Annotated in this window: 15 protein-coding genes; 5 read left to right on the forward strand and 10 right to left on the reverse strand. The window is 61.9% G+C overall.

Annotated elements, in window-relative coordinates; translation table 11 throughout:
- Positions 1 to 3 precede the first annotated feature (3 nt).
- Positions 4 to 1,143, reverse strand: a complete 1,140-nt coding sequence (dapC, locus tag P4U43_RS04545) for a succinyldiaminopimelate transaminase (RefSeq protein WP_277357656.1) — start codon at positions 1,141 to 1,143, stop codon at positions 4 to 6.
- Positions 1,144 to 1,150: 7 nt separating this feature from the next.
- On the reverse strand, positions 1,151 to 1,477 hold the full coding sequence (gene fdxA, locus P4U43_RS04550) for a ferredoxin (RefSeq protein ID WP_056544327.1): 327 nt from the start codon (positions 1,475 to 1,477) through the stop codon (positions 1,151 to 1,153).
- Positions 1,478 to 1,599: 122 nt separating this feature from the next.
- Here fdxA and P4U43_RS04555 point away from each other — a divergent pair, with 122 nt between their 5' ends.
- Positions 1,600 to 1,872: a putative acetyltransferase gene (locus P4U43_RS04555; RefSeq protein WP_277357657.1), complete on the forward strand. Its 273-nt coding sequence runs from the start codon at positions 1,600 to 1,602 to the stop codon at positions 1,870 to 1,872.
- A gap of 26 nt (positions 1,873 to 1,898) precedes the next feature.
- Positions 1,899 to 2,393 carry an ArsR/SmtB family transcription factor gene (locus P4U43_RS04560; RefSeq protein ID WP_277357658.1) on the forward strand — a complete coding sequence of 165 codons (495 nt, stop codon included), beginning with the start codon at positions 1,899 to 1,901 and terminating at the stop codon, positions 2,391 to 2,393.
- 20 nt (positions 2,394 to 2,413) lie between these two features.
- Here the strand turns inward: P4U43_RS04560 and P4U43_RS04565 are convergent, their stop codons facing one another.
- The 3 genes from P4U43_RS04565 to P4U43_RS04575 all read right to left on the reverse strand — a co-directional run bounded on the left by P4U43_RS04565 (position 2,414) and on the right by P4U43_RS04575 (position 6,865).
- Positions 2,414 to 2,899, reverse strand: a complete 486-nt coding sequence (locus tag P4U43_RS04565) for a hypothetical protein (protein ID WP_277357659.1) — start codon at positions 2,897 to 2,899, stop codon at positions 2,414 to 2,416.
- Positions 2,900 to 2,927: 28 nt separating this feature from the next.
- A complete protein-coding gene (gene typA / locus P4U43_RS04570; protein ID WP_056544321.1) occupies positions 2,928 to 4,844 on the reverse strand; it encodes a translational GTPase TypA in 1,917 nt (638 codons plus the stop codon).
- Between the two features lie 185 nt (positions 4,845 to 5,029).
- On the reverse strand, positions 5,030 to 6,865 hold the full coding sequence (locus P4U43_RS04575; protein ID WP_277357660.1) for an ABC transporter ATP-binding protein: 1,836 nt from the start codon (positions 6,863 to 6,865) through the stop codon (positions 5,030 to 5,032).
- Positions 6,866 to 6,966: 101 nt separating this feature from the next.
- On the opposite strand from P4U43_RS04575, the gene P4U43_RS04580 reads away from it, so the two are divergent.
- On the forward strand, positions 6,967 to 7,596 hold the full coding sequence (locus P4U43_RS04580; RefSeq protein ID WP_277357661.1) for a PH domain-containing protein: 630 nt from the start codon (positions 6,967 to 6,969) through the stop codon (positions 7,594 to 7,596).
- A gap of 53 nt (positions 7,597 to 7,649) precedes the next feature.
- On the opposite strand, the gene P4U43_RS04585 is transcribed toward P4U43_RS04580, so the two are convergent.
- The 3 genes from P4U43_RS04585 to P4U43_RS04595 all read right to left on the reverse strand — a co-directional run bounded on the left by P4U43_RS04585 (position 7,650) and on the right by P4U43_RS04595 (position 12,174).
- Positions 7,650 to 8,672: an ABC transporter permease gene (locus P4U43_RS04585; RefSeq protein WP_056544313.1), complete on the reverse strand. Its 1,023-nt coding sequence runs from the start codon at positions 8,670 to 8,672 to the stop codon at positions 7,650 to 7,652.
- Complete coding sequence (locus tag P4U43_RS04590; RefSeq protein WP_277357662.1) at positions 8,669 to 10,210, reverse strand: ABC transporter permease; 1,542 nt, start codon at positions 10,208 to 10,210, stop codon at positions 8,669 to 8,671. Before P4U43_RS04590 ends, P4U43_RS04585 begins: the two co-directional genes overlap by 4 nt.
- A 197-nt stretch (positions 10,211 to 10,407) precedes the next feature.
- Positions 10,408 to 12,174 carry an ABC transporter family substrate-binding protein gene (locus P4U43_RS04595; RefSeq protein ID WP_277357663.1) on the reverse strand — a complete coding sequence of 589 codons (1,767 nt, stop codon included), beginning with the start codon at positions 12,172 to 12,174 and terminating at the stop codon, positions 10,408 to 10,410.
- A 291-nt stretch (positions 12,175 to 12,465) separates the two neighbouring features.
- Here P4U43_RS04595 and arfB point away from each other — a divergent pair, with 291 nt between their 5' ends.
- Positions 12,466 to 12,906 carry an alternative ribosome rescue aminoacyl-tRNA hydrolase ArfB gene (arfB, locus tag P4U43_RS04600; RefSeq protein WP_277357664.1) on the forward strand — a complete coding sequence of 147 codons (441 nt, stop codon included), beginning with the start codon at positions 12,466 to 12,468 and terminating at the stop codon, positions 12,904 to 12,906.
- A 21-nt stretch (positions 12,907 to 12,927) separates the two neighbouring features.
- On the opposite strand, the gene P4U43_RS04605 is transcribed toward arfB, so the two are convergent.
- Together P4U43_RS04605 and ychF are read right to left on the reverse strand one after the other, a co-directional pair.
- Entirely contained in the window at positions 12,928 to 13,299 is a 372-nt protein-coding gene (locus tag P4U43_RS04605) for a hypothetical protein (RefSeq protein WP_277357665.1), read from the reverse strand.
- Between the two features lie 47 nt (positions 13,300 to 13,346).
- A complete protein-coding gene (gene ychF, locus P4U43_RS04610) occupies positions 13,347 to 14,432 on the reverse strand; it encodes a redox-regulated ATPase YchF (protein ID WP_277357666.1) in 1,086 nt (361 codons plus the stop codon).
- Positions 14,433 to 14,451: 19 nt separating this feature from the next.
- On the opposite strand from ychF, the gene P4U43_RS04615 reads away from it, so the two are divergent.
- Complete coding sequence (locus tag P4U43_RS04615) at positions 14,452 to 15,786, forward strand: DNA recombination protein RmuC (RefSeq protein WP_318533004.1); 1,335 nt, start codon at positions 14,452 to 14,454, stop codon at positions 15,784 to 15,786.
- The last annotated feature ends 5 nt before the right edge of the window (positions 15,787 to 15,791 follow it).

Raw genomic sequence — 15,791 nt, forward strand, 5'->3', positions numbered from 1 at the left:
GTCTCACGCGGTGAGCCGGGCAGCCGCGGCAGCGACCCGCTCATCAGAACCCGTGAGCGCCACCCGGACGAACCCGTTCCCGGCGTCACCGTAGAACGTGCCGGGACCAACGATGATGCCCAGCTCCGCGAATCTCCTCACCGTCAGCCAGGTGTCTTCCCCCGCCGTCGCCCAGAGGTACAGGCCGGCGTTGGATGCGGAGATGGTCAGCCCGAAGGCCTCGAGAGCCGGTATGAGTTGCTCCCGCCGAGCCCGGTACAGGTCTTTCTGCGCGGCGACATGAGCGTCATCCGAAAGCGCTGCGCGCATGGCTTCCTGCACCGGATACGGCACGATCATTCCGGCATGCTTTCGCGAGTTGATGAGGTTAGCCAGCACCGCGCTGTCACCGGCCACGAACGCGGCCCGGTAACCGGCGAGGTTCGACTGCTTGCTCAGCGAGTAGACGGACAGCAATTGTTCGGTGGACCCTCCGCTGACCCGTGCATCGAGGATGCTGGGCACCGGGTTCCCACCCTGGGCAGGATCCCAGGCGCCCCAGCCCAGTTCGGCGTAACACTCATCGGAGGCAACCATCGCGCCCAGTCCACGGGCGGCGTCGACCATGGCACGCAGGGCTTCAACATCCTGGACCGCGCCGGTGGGATTCGATGGAGAATTGAGCCAGACCAGCCGCACCCGCCCCCGCGTGCCCGGATCCAGTTCAGCCAGCGAGTCCGCGGCCACCGGTGTTGCACCGGCGAAATGGGCTCCCATGTCATAGGTGGGATAGGCAACCGTGGGACGCACAACGACATCGCCCGCTCCCAGCCCCAGCAACGTGGGCAGCCACGCAACAAGCTCCTTGGAACCAACCGTTGGCAGAATATCTGCCGGGTCAAGACCAACAACAGAACGACGACGGCGGTACCACTCGCTGATTGATTCCCTCAGTTCAGCTGTGCCGTGAGTGGTGGGGTAACCGGGCGCATTCGATGCGTCGCGGAGCGCACGCTGGACAACCTCCGGCGTGGGATCCACGGGAGTTCCGATTGAGAGGTTGACCGCCCCGTCCGGATGCTTCCGGGCTTCCTCGACATAGGGCGCCATGGCATCCCACGGGTAGTCCGGAAGGTCGAGCCCGAAGGCCCGTTTGGGTGTCACGCTAACGTCACGCTTCCTGGTTCTGCGGCGGCAGGGCCGCGATGATCGGGTGATCCTTCCCGGTGTTGCCAAGCTTGGCGGCGCCGCCCGGCGATCCGAGATCATCAAAGAACTCGACGTTGGCCTTGTAGTACTCGGCCCACTCATCGGGGGTGTCGTCTTCGTAGTAGATCGCCTCGACCGGGCACACCGGCTCGCACGCCCCACAGTCCACGCACTCATCCGGGTGGATGTACAGCGAGCGTTCACCTTCATAGATGCAATCAACCGGGCATTCCTCAATGCAGGCCTTGTCTTTCACATCCACGCACGGCTGTGCGATTACGTAGGTCACTTCCCACGCCTTCCCTAGGATTCTGGTGCCGCTAACGGCTCTTCGTCGCTCTTCCAGCTTAACGCAACAGGAGTTGGGACCGGCATCGACCGGCGCCCACCGTAATATGACAGGCTATGCCCATGTCCAGCTCCGCCGCACACCTGCTGACTTCCCTGCCGTTGGGAACCCGCGTTGTTGTCCGGTATCGGATCGAAGGCGGCCTCACCGATGCACTCGGCAACCTGGCTGCACGGGACGATCTGTCCTGCACCATTTCAGGAAGGCGCGGGGACGTCGTCGTTCCGCTGGTTGCCGTGACGGCCGCCAAACCGGTGCCTCCCCCACCTCCGCGGCGCGGTCCGAGAACTCCCGCAGTAGGGCCAACCTCGCGATTGACTAAATTCAATCAGTAAGCGCCTGCTGACGTATGCTGGAAATCATGGAAACAGATGAGGACGTCCAGGCACGAGGCAGGGCGCTGAGCTCCCCCGTCCGGCTCAGGATCCTCCGGCTTTGCCTGCATAAGGCACGCACCAATAAGGAAATCGCCGAGGTGTTGGATCTCAACCCCGCCACGGCGCTGCACCATGTGCGGACTCTGCTCGCCACCGAGTTTTTGAAGGCCGAGGAGCCGCGGACGGGCAATCGCGGCGCGAAGGAAATCCCCTATCGCGCCACCGGATTGTCGTGGGGAAGCCGCATGCCCAACGCGGCCCCTGTACTCGTCGAAACGTTCCTTCAGGAAATAGACGGGCTGAACCCCTCGGAGATCGACGTGTGGCGTCTTGGAGTGCGGCTCAACGACGCCAACCGCGCCGAGATGATGGAGAAGATCCGCCACGTGTTCGAGGAATACGCCCGGCGGGAATCGGACGAGGACGGCACCGCGACCTCCATCATGCTGGCCCACCACATAGACCGCACCGCGGACTGAGACAGTACTACAGAGCTTCGTTACAGAGCTTCGGCTTCAGGACGGGCTGACGGCCGCAACGCCCACCAGGACAGGGCAACGGCTGCAACCGTTCCGACGGCCAGTCCCACCACCCAGACATAGCCGGCAATGGCCACAGGCGGAAGCGCGCCCTCCACCTCAACGCCGGCAGCGATAAGGGCACCGGCGGACAAAGAAGCCGCGAGCCCCACCAGGATGTACGCGACTACTCCGGTCAGGGCTGCGAAAAAGATGCTGCGGGCAGCCACGGCAACGAACACGGCAATACTGGTCGCAAGCACTACAGAGGCAAGCGCACCGGCCGGAATCCCGACACCGTTCACGTACCAGATATGGGCATGAAGCGCGGTGCCAAGCACAGCCGCAAGTGAGCCGCCAAGGACGGAGGCGAGGACTCCGCGCGGGCGGTCGCCGCTACGGGCAGAAGGAGCGACGACGGCGGCCGGATTGGCGCCGTCGTCGTCCTTCTGTTTGTTCACCTGCATGCCGGGAGCCGGCAACTGCCTACGCCTGCTAGGCGCGGGCGCGGGAACGGGCAGCGCGCATGCGCTCGTTGGGATCGAGAACCACCTTGCGGATGCGGATGGACTCCGGAGTCACCTCGACGCACTCGTCTTCCCGCGCGAATTCGAGTGATTCCTCGAGCGTGAGATTGCGGGGAGGCGTCAGGTTCTCGAAGGTGTCGGAGGAAGCGGCACGCATGTTGGTGAGCTTCTTTTCCTTGGTGATGTTCACTTCCATGTCATCGGCGCGTGAGTTCTCGCCGACGATCATGCCCTGGTACACCTCGGAGGTCGGCTGCACAAAGAAGGAACCGCGTTCCTGCAGGTTGATCATGGCGAACGGGGTGACCACCCCGGCGCGGTCCGCGATCATCGATCCGTTGGTGCGGTACTCGATGTCCCCTGCCCACGGCTCGTAGCCCTCGGAGTAGGAGGATGCGATTCCAGCGCCGCGGGTGTCCGTCAGGAACTTGGTACGGAAACCGATGAGCCCCCGGGCGGGAACGATGAACTCCATCCGAACCCAACCGGTGCCGTGGTTGGACATGTTGGTCATACGGCCCTTGCGTGCCGCCATCAGCTGGGTGACACCGCCAAGGTACTCTTCGGGAACGTCGATGGTCATGTGCTCCATGGGCTCATGGATTTTCCCGTCAACAGTCCGGGTAACAACCTGTGGCTTGCCAACCGTCAGCTCAAAACCTTCGCGACGCATCTGCTCCACAAGAATGGCCAGCGCCAGCTCTCCACGTCCCTGGACTTCCCAGGCATCCGGGCGGGCGGTGGGCAGAACGTTCAGCGATACGTTGCCGATCAGCTCCTTATCAAGCCTGTCCTTCACCTGTCGCGCAGTAACCTTCGCGCCCTTGACCTTCCCGGCCAGCGGCGAGGTGTTGATACCGATGGTGACGGAGATAGCCGGATCATCCACGGTGATCAGTGGAAGGGGCTGCGGGTTGTTGACGTCGGTCAGGGTTTCACCGATGGTGATGTCCTCGATACCGGCGACAGCAACAATCTCTCCCGGTCCAGCGGATTCGGTGGGGACGCGGTCCAGGGCCTTGGTGGCGAGCAGTTCGGTGATCTTGACGGTCTTCAGTTCACCGTTCTGGCGGGCCCAAGCTACCTGCTGGCCCTTGCGGAGCGTCCCGTTGAAGATACGGAGCAGAGCGAGGCGGCCAAGGAACGGCGAGGCATCCAGGTTGGTGACGTGAGCCTGCAGGACGCCCTCCGGGTTGTACCGCGGCGCGGGGATGTGGTCGATGATGGTCTTGAAGAGCGGCTCAAGATTGTCATTCTCCGGGACGGTGCCGTCTGCCGGCTGTTCCAGAGACGCCGCTCCAGCTCGCGCTGCGGCGTAGACCACAGGAACATTGAGCACGAGGTCAAGGTCGAGATCCGGAACCTCATCGGCCAGGTCCGAAGCAAGGCCGAGCAGCAAATCCATGGACTCGCTGACTACTTCGTCGATGCGGGAGTCCGGACGGTCGGTCTTGTTGACCAGCAGGACAACCGGCAGCTTCGCGGCCAGCGCCTTGCGCAGCACAAAGCGGGTCTGCGGCAGCGGGCCCTCGGAGGCATCAACAAGCAGGACCACGCCGTCTACCATGGACAGTCCGCGCTCAACCTCGCCGCCGAAGTCAGCGTGGCCGGGCGTGTCAATGACGTTGATGGTGATTGTTTCGCCCTCAGCCGATGGGCCGTCGTAGAACACGGTGGTGTTCTTGGCGAGGATGGTGATGCCCTTTTCGCGCTCCAAGTCCCCCGAGTCCATGACCCGGTCCTCAAGATGGTTGTGGGCGGCGAAGGAATTGGTCTGCCTCAGCATCGCGTCAACGAGCGTCGTCTTGCCATGGTCTACGTGCGCCACGATGGCAACGTTGCGAAGGTCACTGCGGATTGCAGTGTTGCTCGTGGATACAGACATGCGGAATGACTCGTTTCGTCGGGGATTTCGTCGGGATTGCGGAGGTGCCGGGGAAAATGGAAGCGGGCAGCACAGCGCGCACTACTACCAGTCTAAGCGCTAGGCAAAAGATGGCCTAACGGGCACATTAAACGACGACGACGGCACCCACCGCAGCGGGCGCAGTCGTCGTTCGTGGAAGCTGGCTACTCGGCTGCGGCCAGGAGCTGCGCGCGCAGCTCACGTCGCTCGCGCTGCTTCTCCGGATCCGGCAGCGGCACAGCCGCAAGGAGCCGCTGCGTGTAGGGATCCTGGGGGTTGCGCAGAATCTGGTCGCGGGTACCCTGCTCGACGATCCTGCCGCGCCGCATCACGCAGATGTGGTCGGCGAGAACGTCCACCACCGCGAGGTCATGGGTGACGAACAGGCAGGCAAAACCCATTTCCTTCTGAAGGTTCTGGAACAGCTCTAGCACCTTGGCCTGGACGGACACGTCCAGCGCGGACGTGGGCTCGTCAGCAACCATGAGCTTGGGCTTCAGCGACAGCGCGCGCGCAATGCCGACGCGCTGCTTCTGCCCACCCGAGAGCTCGTGCGGGTAGCGGTTCCGGTAGGCACGCGGAAGCTCCACCTGGTCGAGCAGTGTCTCGATGCGCTTCTGCAAGGCGGAGCCCTTGGCTTCTCCGGCGAGGAACATCGGTTCGCCGATGCTTTCACCGATGGGCAGCCGGGGGTTCAGCGACGAGGACGGGTCCTGGAACACCATGCCGACGCTGCGCCGAACTGCGCCGAGTTCCCGGGAGGTGGGCTTGAGACCGGAGATGTCAGTACCCACGACCTTGAGCGCTCCTTCGGCAACGGGAAGGAGCCCGACCGCTGCGCGCCCGATGGTGGTCTTGCCCGATCCGGACTCCCCCACCAATCCCATGACTTCGCCTGGACGGATGCTCAAGGTTGCGTTCTCAACCGCACGGAAGGCCGGAACCCGGCCCTGCTTGGGGTACTCGATGGCCACATTCACCAGGTCGAGTACTGCTTCTCCCCTGCTCTCCCGCTCTGCCTGAACTTCCTTCTCCAGACCCTGGAGGACAACCCGCTCCCGGCGCTGAAGCTCTTCAGCGTCTACGCCGGCCAGCTCCGATTTGGTTGCTGCTGCAAGGGCCGCGGTGATGTCGACGTCGTCACCGCCGCCCTCTGCTCCCTGGCCCAGGTGTGGTACAGCTGCGAGCAGATCCTGGGTGTAGGGATGTTCGGGCCGGCTGAAAATTTTCTCTGCCGTGCCTGATTCCACAATGACGCCCTGACGCATGACGGCGATGCGGTCTGCGAGGTCCGCGACAACTCCCATGTCGTGGGTGATGAGCACGATGGCGCTGTCGAGCTTGTTGCGCAGGTTGCGCATCAGGTCGAGGATTTCGGCCTGGACTGTCACGTCGAGTGCGGTGGTGGGCTCATCTGCGATGAGGAGCTTGGGATCACACGAGAGTGACTGGGCGATCATGGCGCGCTGCCGCTGTCCCCCGGAGAGCTGGTGGGGGTAGGAACGGAAGGCTTTCTCGGGATCAGGAAGCTCCACCATGTCCAGCAGTTTGAGGGCGCGCTCCCTCGCCTCATCGGGCGAGATTGCGTTGTGCAGACGCAGAGTCTCGACGATCTGGAACCCGACCGTGTACACGGGGTTCAGCGCCGTCATCGGCTCCTGGAAGATGACCGCGACGTCATTGCCGCGCACCTCCCTCATCTTCCCCGGGGAAAGATTGAGGATTGACCTGCCGTTCAATATCACCTCTCCGGTGACACGGCTGTTGCTGGGCAGGAGCCCGAGAAGCGCCATCGAGCTTGCGCTTTTGCCTGACCCGGACTCCCCGACGATCGCAAGCACTTCACCTGCGTTCACGTAGTAGCTCAGGTCAATGGCCGCCGGGACCCATTCCTTCTCCACCCCGAAGTCGACGCTGAGGTTTCGAACTTCGAGCACCGGTCCGCGAGCGGATTCCGTTGGATCATTGCTCCCGTTGCCGTCAATGATGTCGTGGGTCATAGTGCTGTCCTTCCACTGTGTGACCGTGCGTACGGCGCTTTTGGGCGGGCTGTTTTCCCGCTGATTACTGCGCTGACACTAAATGTTGGAAATATGGGGGGATGAACTCGCCTACCGGTCCGATCCAGACCACTGTCTTCCGCCCCCGCAGCAGCCGCTGGATACTCGCGATTGCGGGCGCCGTCGTCGCGGTGGGTCTGATCGCCTCCGTTGTGACGTCCGGACTGCAGGCGCTCGCTACTGCCGCGCCGCTGCTCGCGGTAGCGGCCGTGGCATGGTGGTTGTTCTGGTTTCCGGCGGTGGTTGTCGGGCCTACCGGCGTTCAACTGCGCAACCCGGTCCAGACCGTTGATGTTCCGTGGGCCGGCCTCATCCACGTCGACACCAAGTACGCACTGAAGCTCGTCACGCCGAGCGGCAGCTACAGCGCCTGGGCTGCGCCTGCTCCCGGAGTTCGCGGAACCCACGCGGGCAAGCCGGAGCACATGCAGAACCTTCCGGGCACCAGCTACGGAGCGGGTGGAAGCGTTCGCCCCGGGGACCTCAGCAACACCGATTCCGGCCTTGCTGCCCTGCTGGTCCGATCCGAGTGGGAACGGCGTGTGGACAGCGGTCTGATCGACGTTGACGCTACCGAGGCAGCGCGGGTGGAGCGCCGCATCAACTGGCAACCGCTTGGCGTGATCGCCGGCCTGCTGCTGCTGAGCGTCATTACCTTCGCCCTGCAGTGACAGCAGACCGGCGCGACCGGCGCTGAGCCGGGCACCAAAGAGTATGCGGTTCATCAGGCCGGCTTCTTAGGTTCTGCAGCCTTCTTGGCGTTGAACTTCTTCTGCCGGGGGTCGAAGGCATCTCGCAGCCCGTCACCGATGAAGTTGATCGACAGGCAGATGATCACAATGAACAGACCCGGCCACCAGAAGAGCCACGGGCGGGTGCTGAACGCCGCCTGGTTGGCACTGATGAGGCTACCCAACGAGATATCAGGAGCCTGGACGCCGAGTCCGAGGAAGGACAGCGCCGTCTCCAGCAGGATCGCGGACGCCATGACCAGGGTGGTGTTGACGATGATCACGCCCACGGCGTTCGGCACGATGTGCTTGAAGATGATCCGCGAGTTGGAAGCGCCTGCGATGCGGGCTGCATCGACGAACTCCCGTTCGCGGAGGCTGAGGAATTCACCGCGGACCAAACGCGCGAGGCCGGTCCAGATGATGAATCCGACGAAGACTCCCAGTAGGATGACGCCGGCGCTGCCGCCGAAGATCGCCCCGAAGAAGGTGCCCGGCCCAGAAATGGAGTTGCCGAACGTGCCCAGCACCGCTGCGATGATCACCAGCGGGATGATGATGATGACGTCAGTGAGACGCATCAGCAGCGTTTCCACCCAGCCGCGGAAGTATCCGGACACACCACCAATAACGACGCCGATGATGCCGCCCACGAGTCCAATCAGGAACATCACAATCAGGGACAGCTGCGCACCGCGCATGGTCATGGCGAAGAGATCGCGCCCCACGCGGTCCTGCCCAAAGGGATGGTCACCAAAATTGAACGGCAGTGTCCAGGTGGGTGCACCCGTGGGATTGGCAAGTGGCGGTGTTTCCACGTAGTCCCACTTCCACCAGCCGGGAATTCCGGCATAGCCCACTGAGGTAAACGCCATGATGACGACGCCCGCAAAAATGACCATGCTGACCACAGCGGCAGTGTGGCCGAAGAAACGCTTGCGGACCAGTTGGCCCTGACTGAGGCCTCTCGCCTCAGGCTGCTTCGATCGCTTTGATTCTTGTGCTGCAGTGCTCATGCTTTCACCCTCACTCGCGGGTCAAGAACGGAGTAGACGAGGTCGGCCACCAGGTTGAAGACCAGGGCAACAATGCCCGTGATCAGGAAGACTCCCATGACCGGATTGAGGTCCTGCCGTCCGAGTGCCTGAACGAACAGTTGGCCCATGCCGCTGAAGGCGAACACCTGCTCGGTGATGATGGCGCCGCCGATGAGCGCACCAATGTCGAAGGCAACGAGCGTGGCCAGCGGAATGAGCGCATTGCGGAATGCGTGACGCATCACGACCGTGCGTTCCCCCAGGCCCTTCGCCCTTGCGGTACGAATGTAGTCCTGATTCATGATTTCCAGCATCGACGCCCGTGAATAGCGGCTGTAACCCGCAAGGGAGATCAACATCAGGGCAATCGTGGGAAGCAGCAGGTGCGTATACGTGTCCAGTCCCCGCACCCAGAAGTCTCCTTCGAGGTTGGGGGTGGAGGCACCGATTGTCGCGATTGGACGGCCGTTGACCCGGTTGTTGTTGAAGTAGGAGGGCCACGCCTGCATGAAGCGGTCCAGCAGGATCAGGAACCCCATCAGGAACGCGGTGAGCCCCGCTGCTGTCATGTTCTGACGCTTGTCGTAACCGCCCATGAAGTATCCGACGACGAGGCCGACCAGGACGGTGGCAACACCGAGCAGAACCACCATCAGGAGCGTTGCACGGTCCAACAGGGGCTGCACCGCGAAGTACGCGACAATTCCGATCGCGACGACGATCAGGGAGCTGTAGAGGGCCTTGCGATTCTTCAGGCCGGCAGTCAGCAGGGTCACGCCGTAGGCGATGCCGACCGAGAGGAGAGCCACGACAATCGGTCCAAAGCCGGGCGTGAGGAACCAACCGGTGAGGTCGAGGAACCAGATAATGCCGAAGGCGAAGACAAATCCGATCGCTGCCCACAGAAGGCGGCGCTTCAGGGATCCTGACGTACTCAGGTAAAAGAGGAATGCGCCAACCAGCCCGCACACCATTGTGGCAAAGAAGCTGATGTCCGGTTCACTCAGGAAGTTGTTGAATCCGATTGCCCCGAACTCCTTCAGGAGAACAGCAACCCAGAACACCGGCAGCGAGAAGAAGAGGAACGCCATGAACGTGACACCGTAATCGAGTCCGCTGTACTGCCGGAGCGCGGTCACGATGCCCAGCGTGATGCCAATGACAATGGCAAGGATGGTGGCGGCAGTGACGAGCATGATGGTCTGCCCCATTGCACGACCGAGGAGCTGTGTCACCTCAATACCGGTCACACTGTTGCCGAGATCGCAGGTGAGTGCGAACGGGACGACGCAGCGAACTGCGCCGGATACCCAGGAGAAATACCGCAGGATGGGCGGCACATCGAGATCCAGTAGATCGATTCGCTGCTGGATGAGCTGCTCACGATTGGGGGCGTTGCTTTGGCGCAGATCCGCGAGTGGATCTCCTGAATATGCAGTCAGGATGTACACGAGGAACGAAGCGCCAAAAAGAATGAGTACGGCGGCGATCAGCCGCCTGACAATGTACGTCAACATAGTCTTTTTTGGCCTCAGGGGTTTAGGAAGCGGGTTGTGCCCGACATGTCGGACTGAGTGTAATCCACGTTACGTTTAGTCGAAATTTGGCACTTGCCAATCACTGCAGAAGTGCCTGAGCACCCGAAAGCGCTGGGGCCAGTAGTGCGACCCCAGCGCTTTCGATTAGCTAGTGAACGTGGGCGGTGCGGAGCTGTTTAGGCTACCGACCACTCCCAGAAGTTCCACCAAACTCCAACCAGACCCGGGTTGAAGGTCAGACCCTGTACGGCCTCATCCGCGGCGTTGATGCCGATGGACTGGAACAGGGGCAGACCATAGCCGGTCTCGAAGAGACGGGTATCAACGACGATCTGGAGTTCCTGCTGCTCTGCCGGATCGATGGTGACAATCAGCTCATCCATGGCGGCCTGTGCTTCTTCATCGCAGAAGCCGTTGAAGTTCGAGGCGGAGTCACAGCCGTACAGCTGGGGCACACCGTTCACTCCAACGCCAGGGCTGACCCAGCCGAAGATGGTTGCGTCATAGGTTCCGCCGCCGAGGGCTGATCCCCATTCGTTGCCGGGAAGCCCGCCGTCAACCACGGTGAAGCCAGCCTGCTCGGCGCTCTCCGCGATCAGTGTGTAGGCGTCAACACGGTTCGGGTTGTCAGCGTTGTACATGATGCGAACCTCAGGGGTTGCACCTGCCAGCAGTTCCTTGGCCATGTCGATGTTGGGCTCAGCGAACTCCTGCGATCCGTTGACCGGTACAGCGGCGTCGTAGCCTTCCGTTCCGATGTCGAAGATCTGGGAGTTGCGGGGCTCAGCTTCGGGATCCAGCGGGCCGATGACCGACTCGACGATGGAATCACGAGGGATGGTGTACATGAACGCACGGCGAACATTCTCATCCTCGAACACGCCGGAGTAGTTCAGGTCGATGTGGTCGAAGGAAAGCTCTTCGCCCTCAAGGATCTGGATTCCGTCGATTGCCTCGAGGGAGGCAAGGGTGTCAGCGGAGGCCTGCGGCTGAACAATGTCAACCTCGCCGTTCTGAAGAGCCTGGACCTGGGCGTTGGCATCACCGATGTAGCGGATGGTGATTTCATCCAGTGCGGGCTCGGGGCCCCAGGCGTAGTCCTCGTTGCGGACCAGCGTCATGGACTGGTCAGGAGTCATGTCCTGAACGATGTATGGACCGTTCGACAGGTAGAGTGCCGGATCAGACGGCAGCGTGGTGGTGTCGAATGCTGTGTTCCAGTACTCAGCTACCGCCTGCAGCTCGGGACGATCCTCAGGGCTCTCAGGATCTCCTGCGGGAGCGGTCTGAATCAGTTCGACCAGGGCGTCCTCATCAGCCAGTCCGCCACCGGTGGCAACAACGTGCGCCGGGGTGTCGAGGATGCCGAACGCAATTTCGTAATCAGCGTACGGCTCGGTGTATTCGAGCGTCATGGTTCGACCGTCTTCGCTGATTTCAGGAAGACCAGTCAGTCCGAGTCCGTCGGTGGCACCGGCGTAGGCGAAGTAGGTGGTTCCGGTTTCAGCCTCCGGGTTTTCATCATCGAAATGACCCGACTGTACGGCCCAGGACAGCAGAAGGTCGCCGGCATCGACGGGCTCGCCATCTGACCAGGCAACACCTTCATTGATCGTGTACTCAACGGTGAGCGGATCCTCAGACGTCACCTCATAGGTGCCGAATTCTTCGTTGCGGATGACCTCGAGCGCGTCATTCACGTAGTAGAAGTCCTGATGCGTCAGGTAGCTGACCTTGCCGTTGATGTCGACGTTGCCAGTGGCGCTGTCAGAGTTGAACGAAGTGAAAGGGTTGACCTCGGCAACGGTTACGGCGCCGCCTGATGCTTCGCCCTCGCCGCCTGTGCCGGGATCTTCGCCGCCGCCGCTTTCGGCGCAGGCGCTCAGTGCAAGTGCAGCTATCGCAGCTACACCTACGGCTTTGGAAGTACGTCCGAAACGCATTCCGCCTCCTTGTTTCATGTTGTGGAAGATGTCCTTCATGGTTTTACAAAGGACTGACACGCACTTTGATTCAAAGTGGCGTGCCTCACATGCAGAAAGCCTAAGGGGTATTTATTACTGCTTGGTATCAAAAGCAAAGCGTGTTGATGGTTGTTACCGAGATGCAACCAAATTTTCCCATCAGGGCACGGCATGGCAACGGTACGGCTCCAGTTGCAGCCCGGCACAGTCATCGACCGATACCATGCGCAGCCTGGGCTGAACTCTTCCGAATACGGCAGACTTGCAGGTGTGGATAGCCTGCACGTACTCCCGGGTCCCGGCGCGCCTCAGGGCTTCACAGTGCCGGCTGGAGAACTGCTCGAGCAGTTCTCCCATGCGTCTGGACCAGGAGGCCAAGGCGTCAACACTACGGACTCGCGTGTCCAACTCAGTCTCGACCTCGGGACTACGACAGCTCTAACTGAGGTACAACGCGAACTCGCCCTCGCGCGACTGGCCGCCCGGTTGTCGGGCACCGTGCTCACGATCAGCGCTGCTGAGCACCGTTCCCAGCGACGCAATCGGACGGCGGCAAGGAAACGGCTGGCCGAGCTCCTCCGCGAGGCCGTCGCTCCCACGACCATCCGTCGTCCAACCCGACGTACACAAGGGTCACAACGTCGCCGACTGGAAGACAAGCGTGGGCGGTCCGAGATCAAGCAGAATCGGAGGCGCCCACGTCCCGGCTGAATCACTTCCGGGCAAGGGAGGTCAGGGAACAGGCACCGCTACATCGACGATGCCGACGAACCGGCTGCCAATTCCGTCGTACTCGCTGCGAACCAGACCCGGAATTACCGGTGGGATTTCATCGAGGGAATGGTGGGCGCAACAAACGTAAGTGAACGGCGGCCACCACTTCTTGGGCCGCGCGGCTTCCGAGAAACCACAGACCGCGCAGGTCAACTGGACCCAGACAGGTCGATTACTCGTCCGGTTTTCCTTGGACTGAACGAGCCAGACCGGTGGATTGTGCAAAAGCTCGGACAACTCAGCGTCTGAGAGCCGGGCAGGGATTCCGTGACGGTGTGCCATCTCCAACGGAATATCAAGGATCTGAGCTGCCTCACGTCGCGTAACCACCAGTTAAGGATATGGGACGCGGGTTTCCGGCCCCGGTCCTCCCGACATCAAACGTTGAATCGGAACTCCACCACATCGCCGTCGACCATGATGTATTCCTTGCCTTCGATACGGACCTTGCCGCGAGACTTGGCTTCGGCCATGGAACCGGCCGAGACCAGGTCATTGAAGGAAACCACCTCGGCCTTGATGAATCCGCGCTGGAAGTCTGAGTGGATGACTCCGGCCGCCTCCGGGGCAGTCGCGCCCTTGCGGATGGTCCAGGCACGCGCTTCCTTCGGACCGGCCGTGAGATAGGTCTGCAGCCCGAGGGTGTGGAACCCAACGCGGGCAAGCTGGTCCAGTCCGGACTCTTCCTGTCCGTTCATCTCCAGCATTTCACGCGCTTCCTCCGGATCCAGCTCGACCAGATCGGCTTCGAGCTTGGCGTCAAGGAAAATGCAGTCAGCGGGTTCGACCAGGGCGCGCAGCTCGTTCTGACGCTCAGTGCTGCCGAGAACGGCGTCATCGGCATTGAACACGTAGATGAACGGTTTGGCCGTGAGCAGGCTCAGCTCCCGCAGATGCTCCATCTCGAGCTTGTCGCTTGCGACCGAAGCGAAGATCGTATCCCCGCGTTCGAGGACACCCTGCGCCGCCTGCATTGCAGTCAGCTGCGCAGCCTCGCGCTTCTTGATCTTCACTTCCTTCTCAACGCGCGGGATTGCCTTCTCCAGCGTCTGAAGATCCGCGAGGATGAGTTCGGTGTTGATGGTCTCCATGTCGGACACCGGGTTCACGGCGCCGTCCACATGCACCACGTCCGGGTCGTCGAAGACACGCACTACCTGCGCAATGGCTTCAGCTTCGCGGATGTTTGCGAGGAACTGGTTACCGAGGCCTTCACCTTCCGAGGCTCCCTTGACGATGCCTGCGATGTCCACGAAGGACACCGTTGCGGGCAGCACGCGCTGAGAGCTGAACAGTTCGGCCAGCTTTCCCAGGCGCGGGTCCGGAAGACTGACAACTCCGACGTTCGGCTCGATCGTTGCGAACGGATAGTTTGCGGCCAGGACGTTGTTCCTGGTGAGAGCGTTGAAGAGGGTTGATTTGCCGACGTTGGGCAGTCCGACGATGCCAATAGTAAGAGCCACGGGAAAACAGTCTACCGTCGTGGACGAGGCGTCGGCGCGGAGCCCCGCGGAGCCGACCTATCCCGGAATTGTCGGAGGCACCTGCCATGGTGGAGAAATGGACGGAAACACTCTTCTTCTCGTAGTTCTCACCGCAGTGCTGGGGCTGGTCTTCGGTGCGGGTATCGCCGTCGTGCTCTTGCGCCCGGTCCTCGCCGGGCTGCGCAATGACATGGACGACGCCGGCACCCGCCTTGGCACGGCGGTGTCTGCCCGTGCCGCGGCAGAAGCGGAGAACCGGATCCTGCTCGCACAGAACCGGCAGCTTCTCGAACAGTCCGGTCAGGACCAGTCGGTTCTGCGTGCCATTGCACCGCTGGCGGACAAGCTCGGTCAAGTGCAGGCGCACGTGGGTCACCTGGAAAGGGAGCGTGCGCATCAGTTCGGTCAGCTCGCGCAGCAGCTGCAGGAGGCACAGCTATCGGATTCGAAGCTGTTGTCCACGACCCACTCGCTGGCTTCCGCGCTCCGCAGCACCACCGCGCGCGGGCATTGGGGTGAAGTGCAGCTGAGGCGGATTGTGGAAGCCGCAGGCATGCTCGCCCGTGTGGATTTCTCCGAGCAGGCCACCCTCACCATCGCGTCCCGGGAGGGATCCTCCAACCTTGTCCGTCCCGACATGGTCATCCAGTTGCCGGGGAACAAGCAGATCGTCGTCGATTCAAAGGTCCCGCTGGACGCTTATCTGGAAGCCCAAGGACAGCCGGGCGGAGAGGACCAAGAGCGCAATGGTGCGGAGGAATCGCGCCGCAGCGAACTCCTGACCCAGCACGTCAAGGCGGTTCGCTCACACGTGGATACGCTGGCGCGGAAAAAGTACTGGGAGGGGACCGACAATTCCCCCGATCTGGTGGTGTGCTTTATTCCGCTCGAGTCGGTGCTGTCGAGCGCACTCCAAACGGACCCGGCGTTGCTGGACTACGCCTTCGCGCGGAATGTGGTGCTGGCCTCCCCCGTGACGCTGCTCGCGATTCTGAAGGGGGTCGCGTTCAGCTGGCGTCAGGATGTCCTCACGGAAAATGCCAAGGAGTTGTATGACCTCTCACGGGAACTGTATGAACGGCTGGGCACCATGGGTTCACACATCACCCGTCTGGGCAGTTCGCTCAAGAGCTCGGTCGAGAAGTACAACTCGTTTGTCGGCACACTGGAATCCCGGGTGCTTCCCACCGCGCGCCGGATCAACGCATTTGAGACGGACGCGAGCGCCTCAGAGCTGACCACCAAGCCGGTGGAGACCACACCCCGGCTGTTGAGCGCGCAGGAACTCATCGATACAGAATCGGAGGACGAGCCCGCAGAGCGAACGGCGTAACTTAC

Origin of the sequence: Arthrobacter vasquezii, assembly GCF_029455255.1 — a bacterium.
Classification (GTDB): Bacteria; Actinomycetota; Actinomycetes; order Actinomycetales; family Micrococcaceae; genus Arthrobacter_D; species Arthrobacter_D parietis.

Bases quoted from the DNA above. Each gene is read 5' to 3' on its own strand.
- typA (WP_056544321.1), bottom strand. From the start codon at position 4,844: ATGTCTGTATCCACGAGCAACACTGCAATCCGCAGTGACCTTCGCAAC.
- P4U43_RS04560 (WP_277357658.1), top strand. From the start codon at position 1,899: ATGGAAACAGATGAGGACGTCCAGGCACGAGGCAGGGCGCTGAGCTCC.
- P4U43_RS04580 (WP_277357661.1), top strand. From the start codon at position 6,967: ATGAACTCGCCTACCGGTCCGATCCAGACCACTGTCTTCCGCCCCCGC.
- P4U43_RS04585 (WP_056544313.1), bottom strand. From the start codon at position 8,672: ATGAGCACTGCAGCACAAGAATCAAAGCGATCGAAGCAGCCTGAGGCG.
- P4U43_RS04555 (WP_277357657.1), top strand. From the start codon at position 1,600: ATGTCCAGCTCCGCCGCACACCTGCTGACTTCCCTGCCGTTGGGAACC.
- P4U43_RS04595 (WP_277357663.1), bottom strand. From the start codon at position 12,174: ATGCGTTTCGGACGTACTTCCAAAGCCGTAGGTGTAGCTGCGATAGCT.
- P4U43_RS04590 (WP_277357662.1), bottom strand. From the start codon at position 10,210: ATGTTGACGTACATTGTCAGGCGGCTGATCGCCGCCGTACTCATTCTT.
- P4U43_RS04575 (WP_277357660.1), bottom strand. From the start codon at position 6,865: ATGACCCACGACATCATTGACGGCAACGGGAGCAATGATCCAACGGAA.
- P4U43_RS04565 (WP_277357659.1), bottom strand. From the start codon at position 2,899: ATGCAGGTGAACAAACAGAAGGACGACGACGGCGCCAATCCGGCCGCC.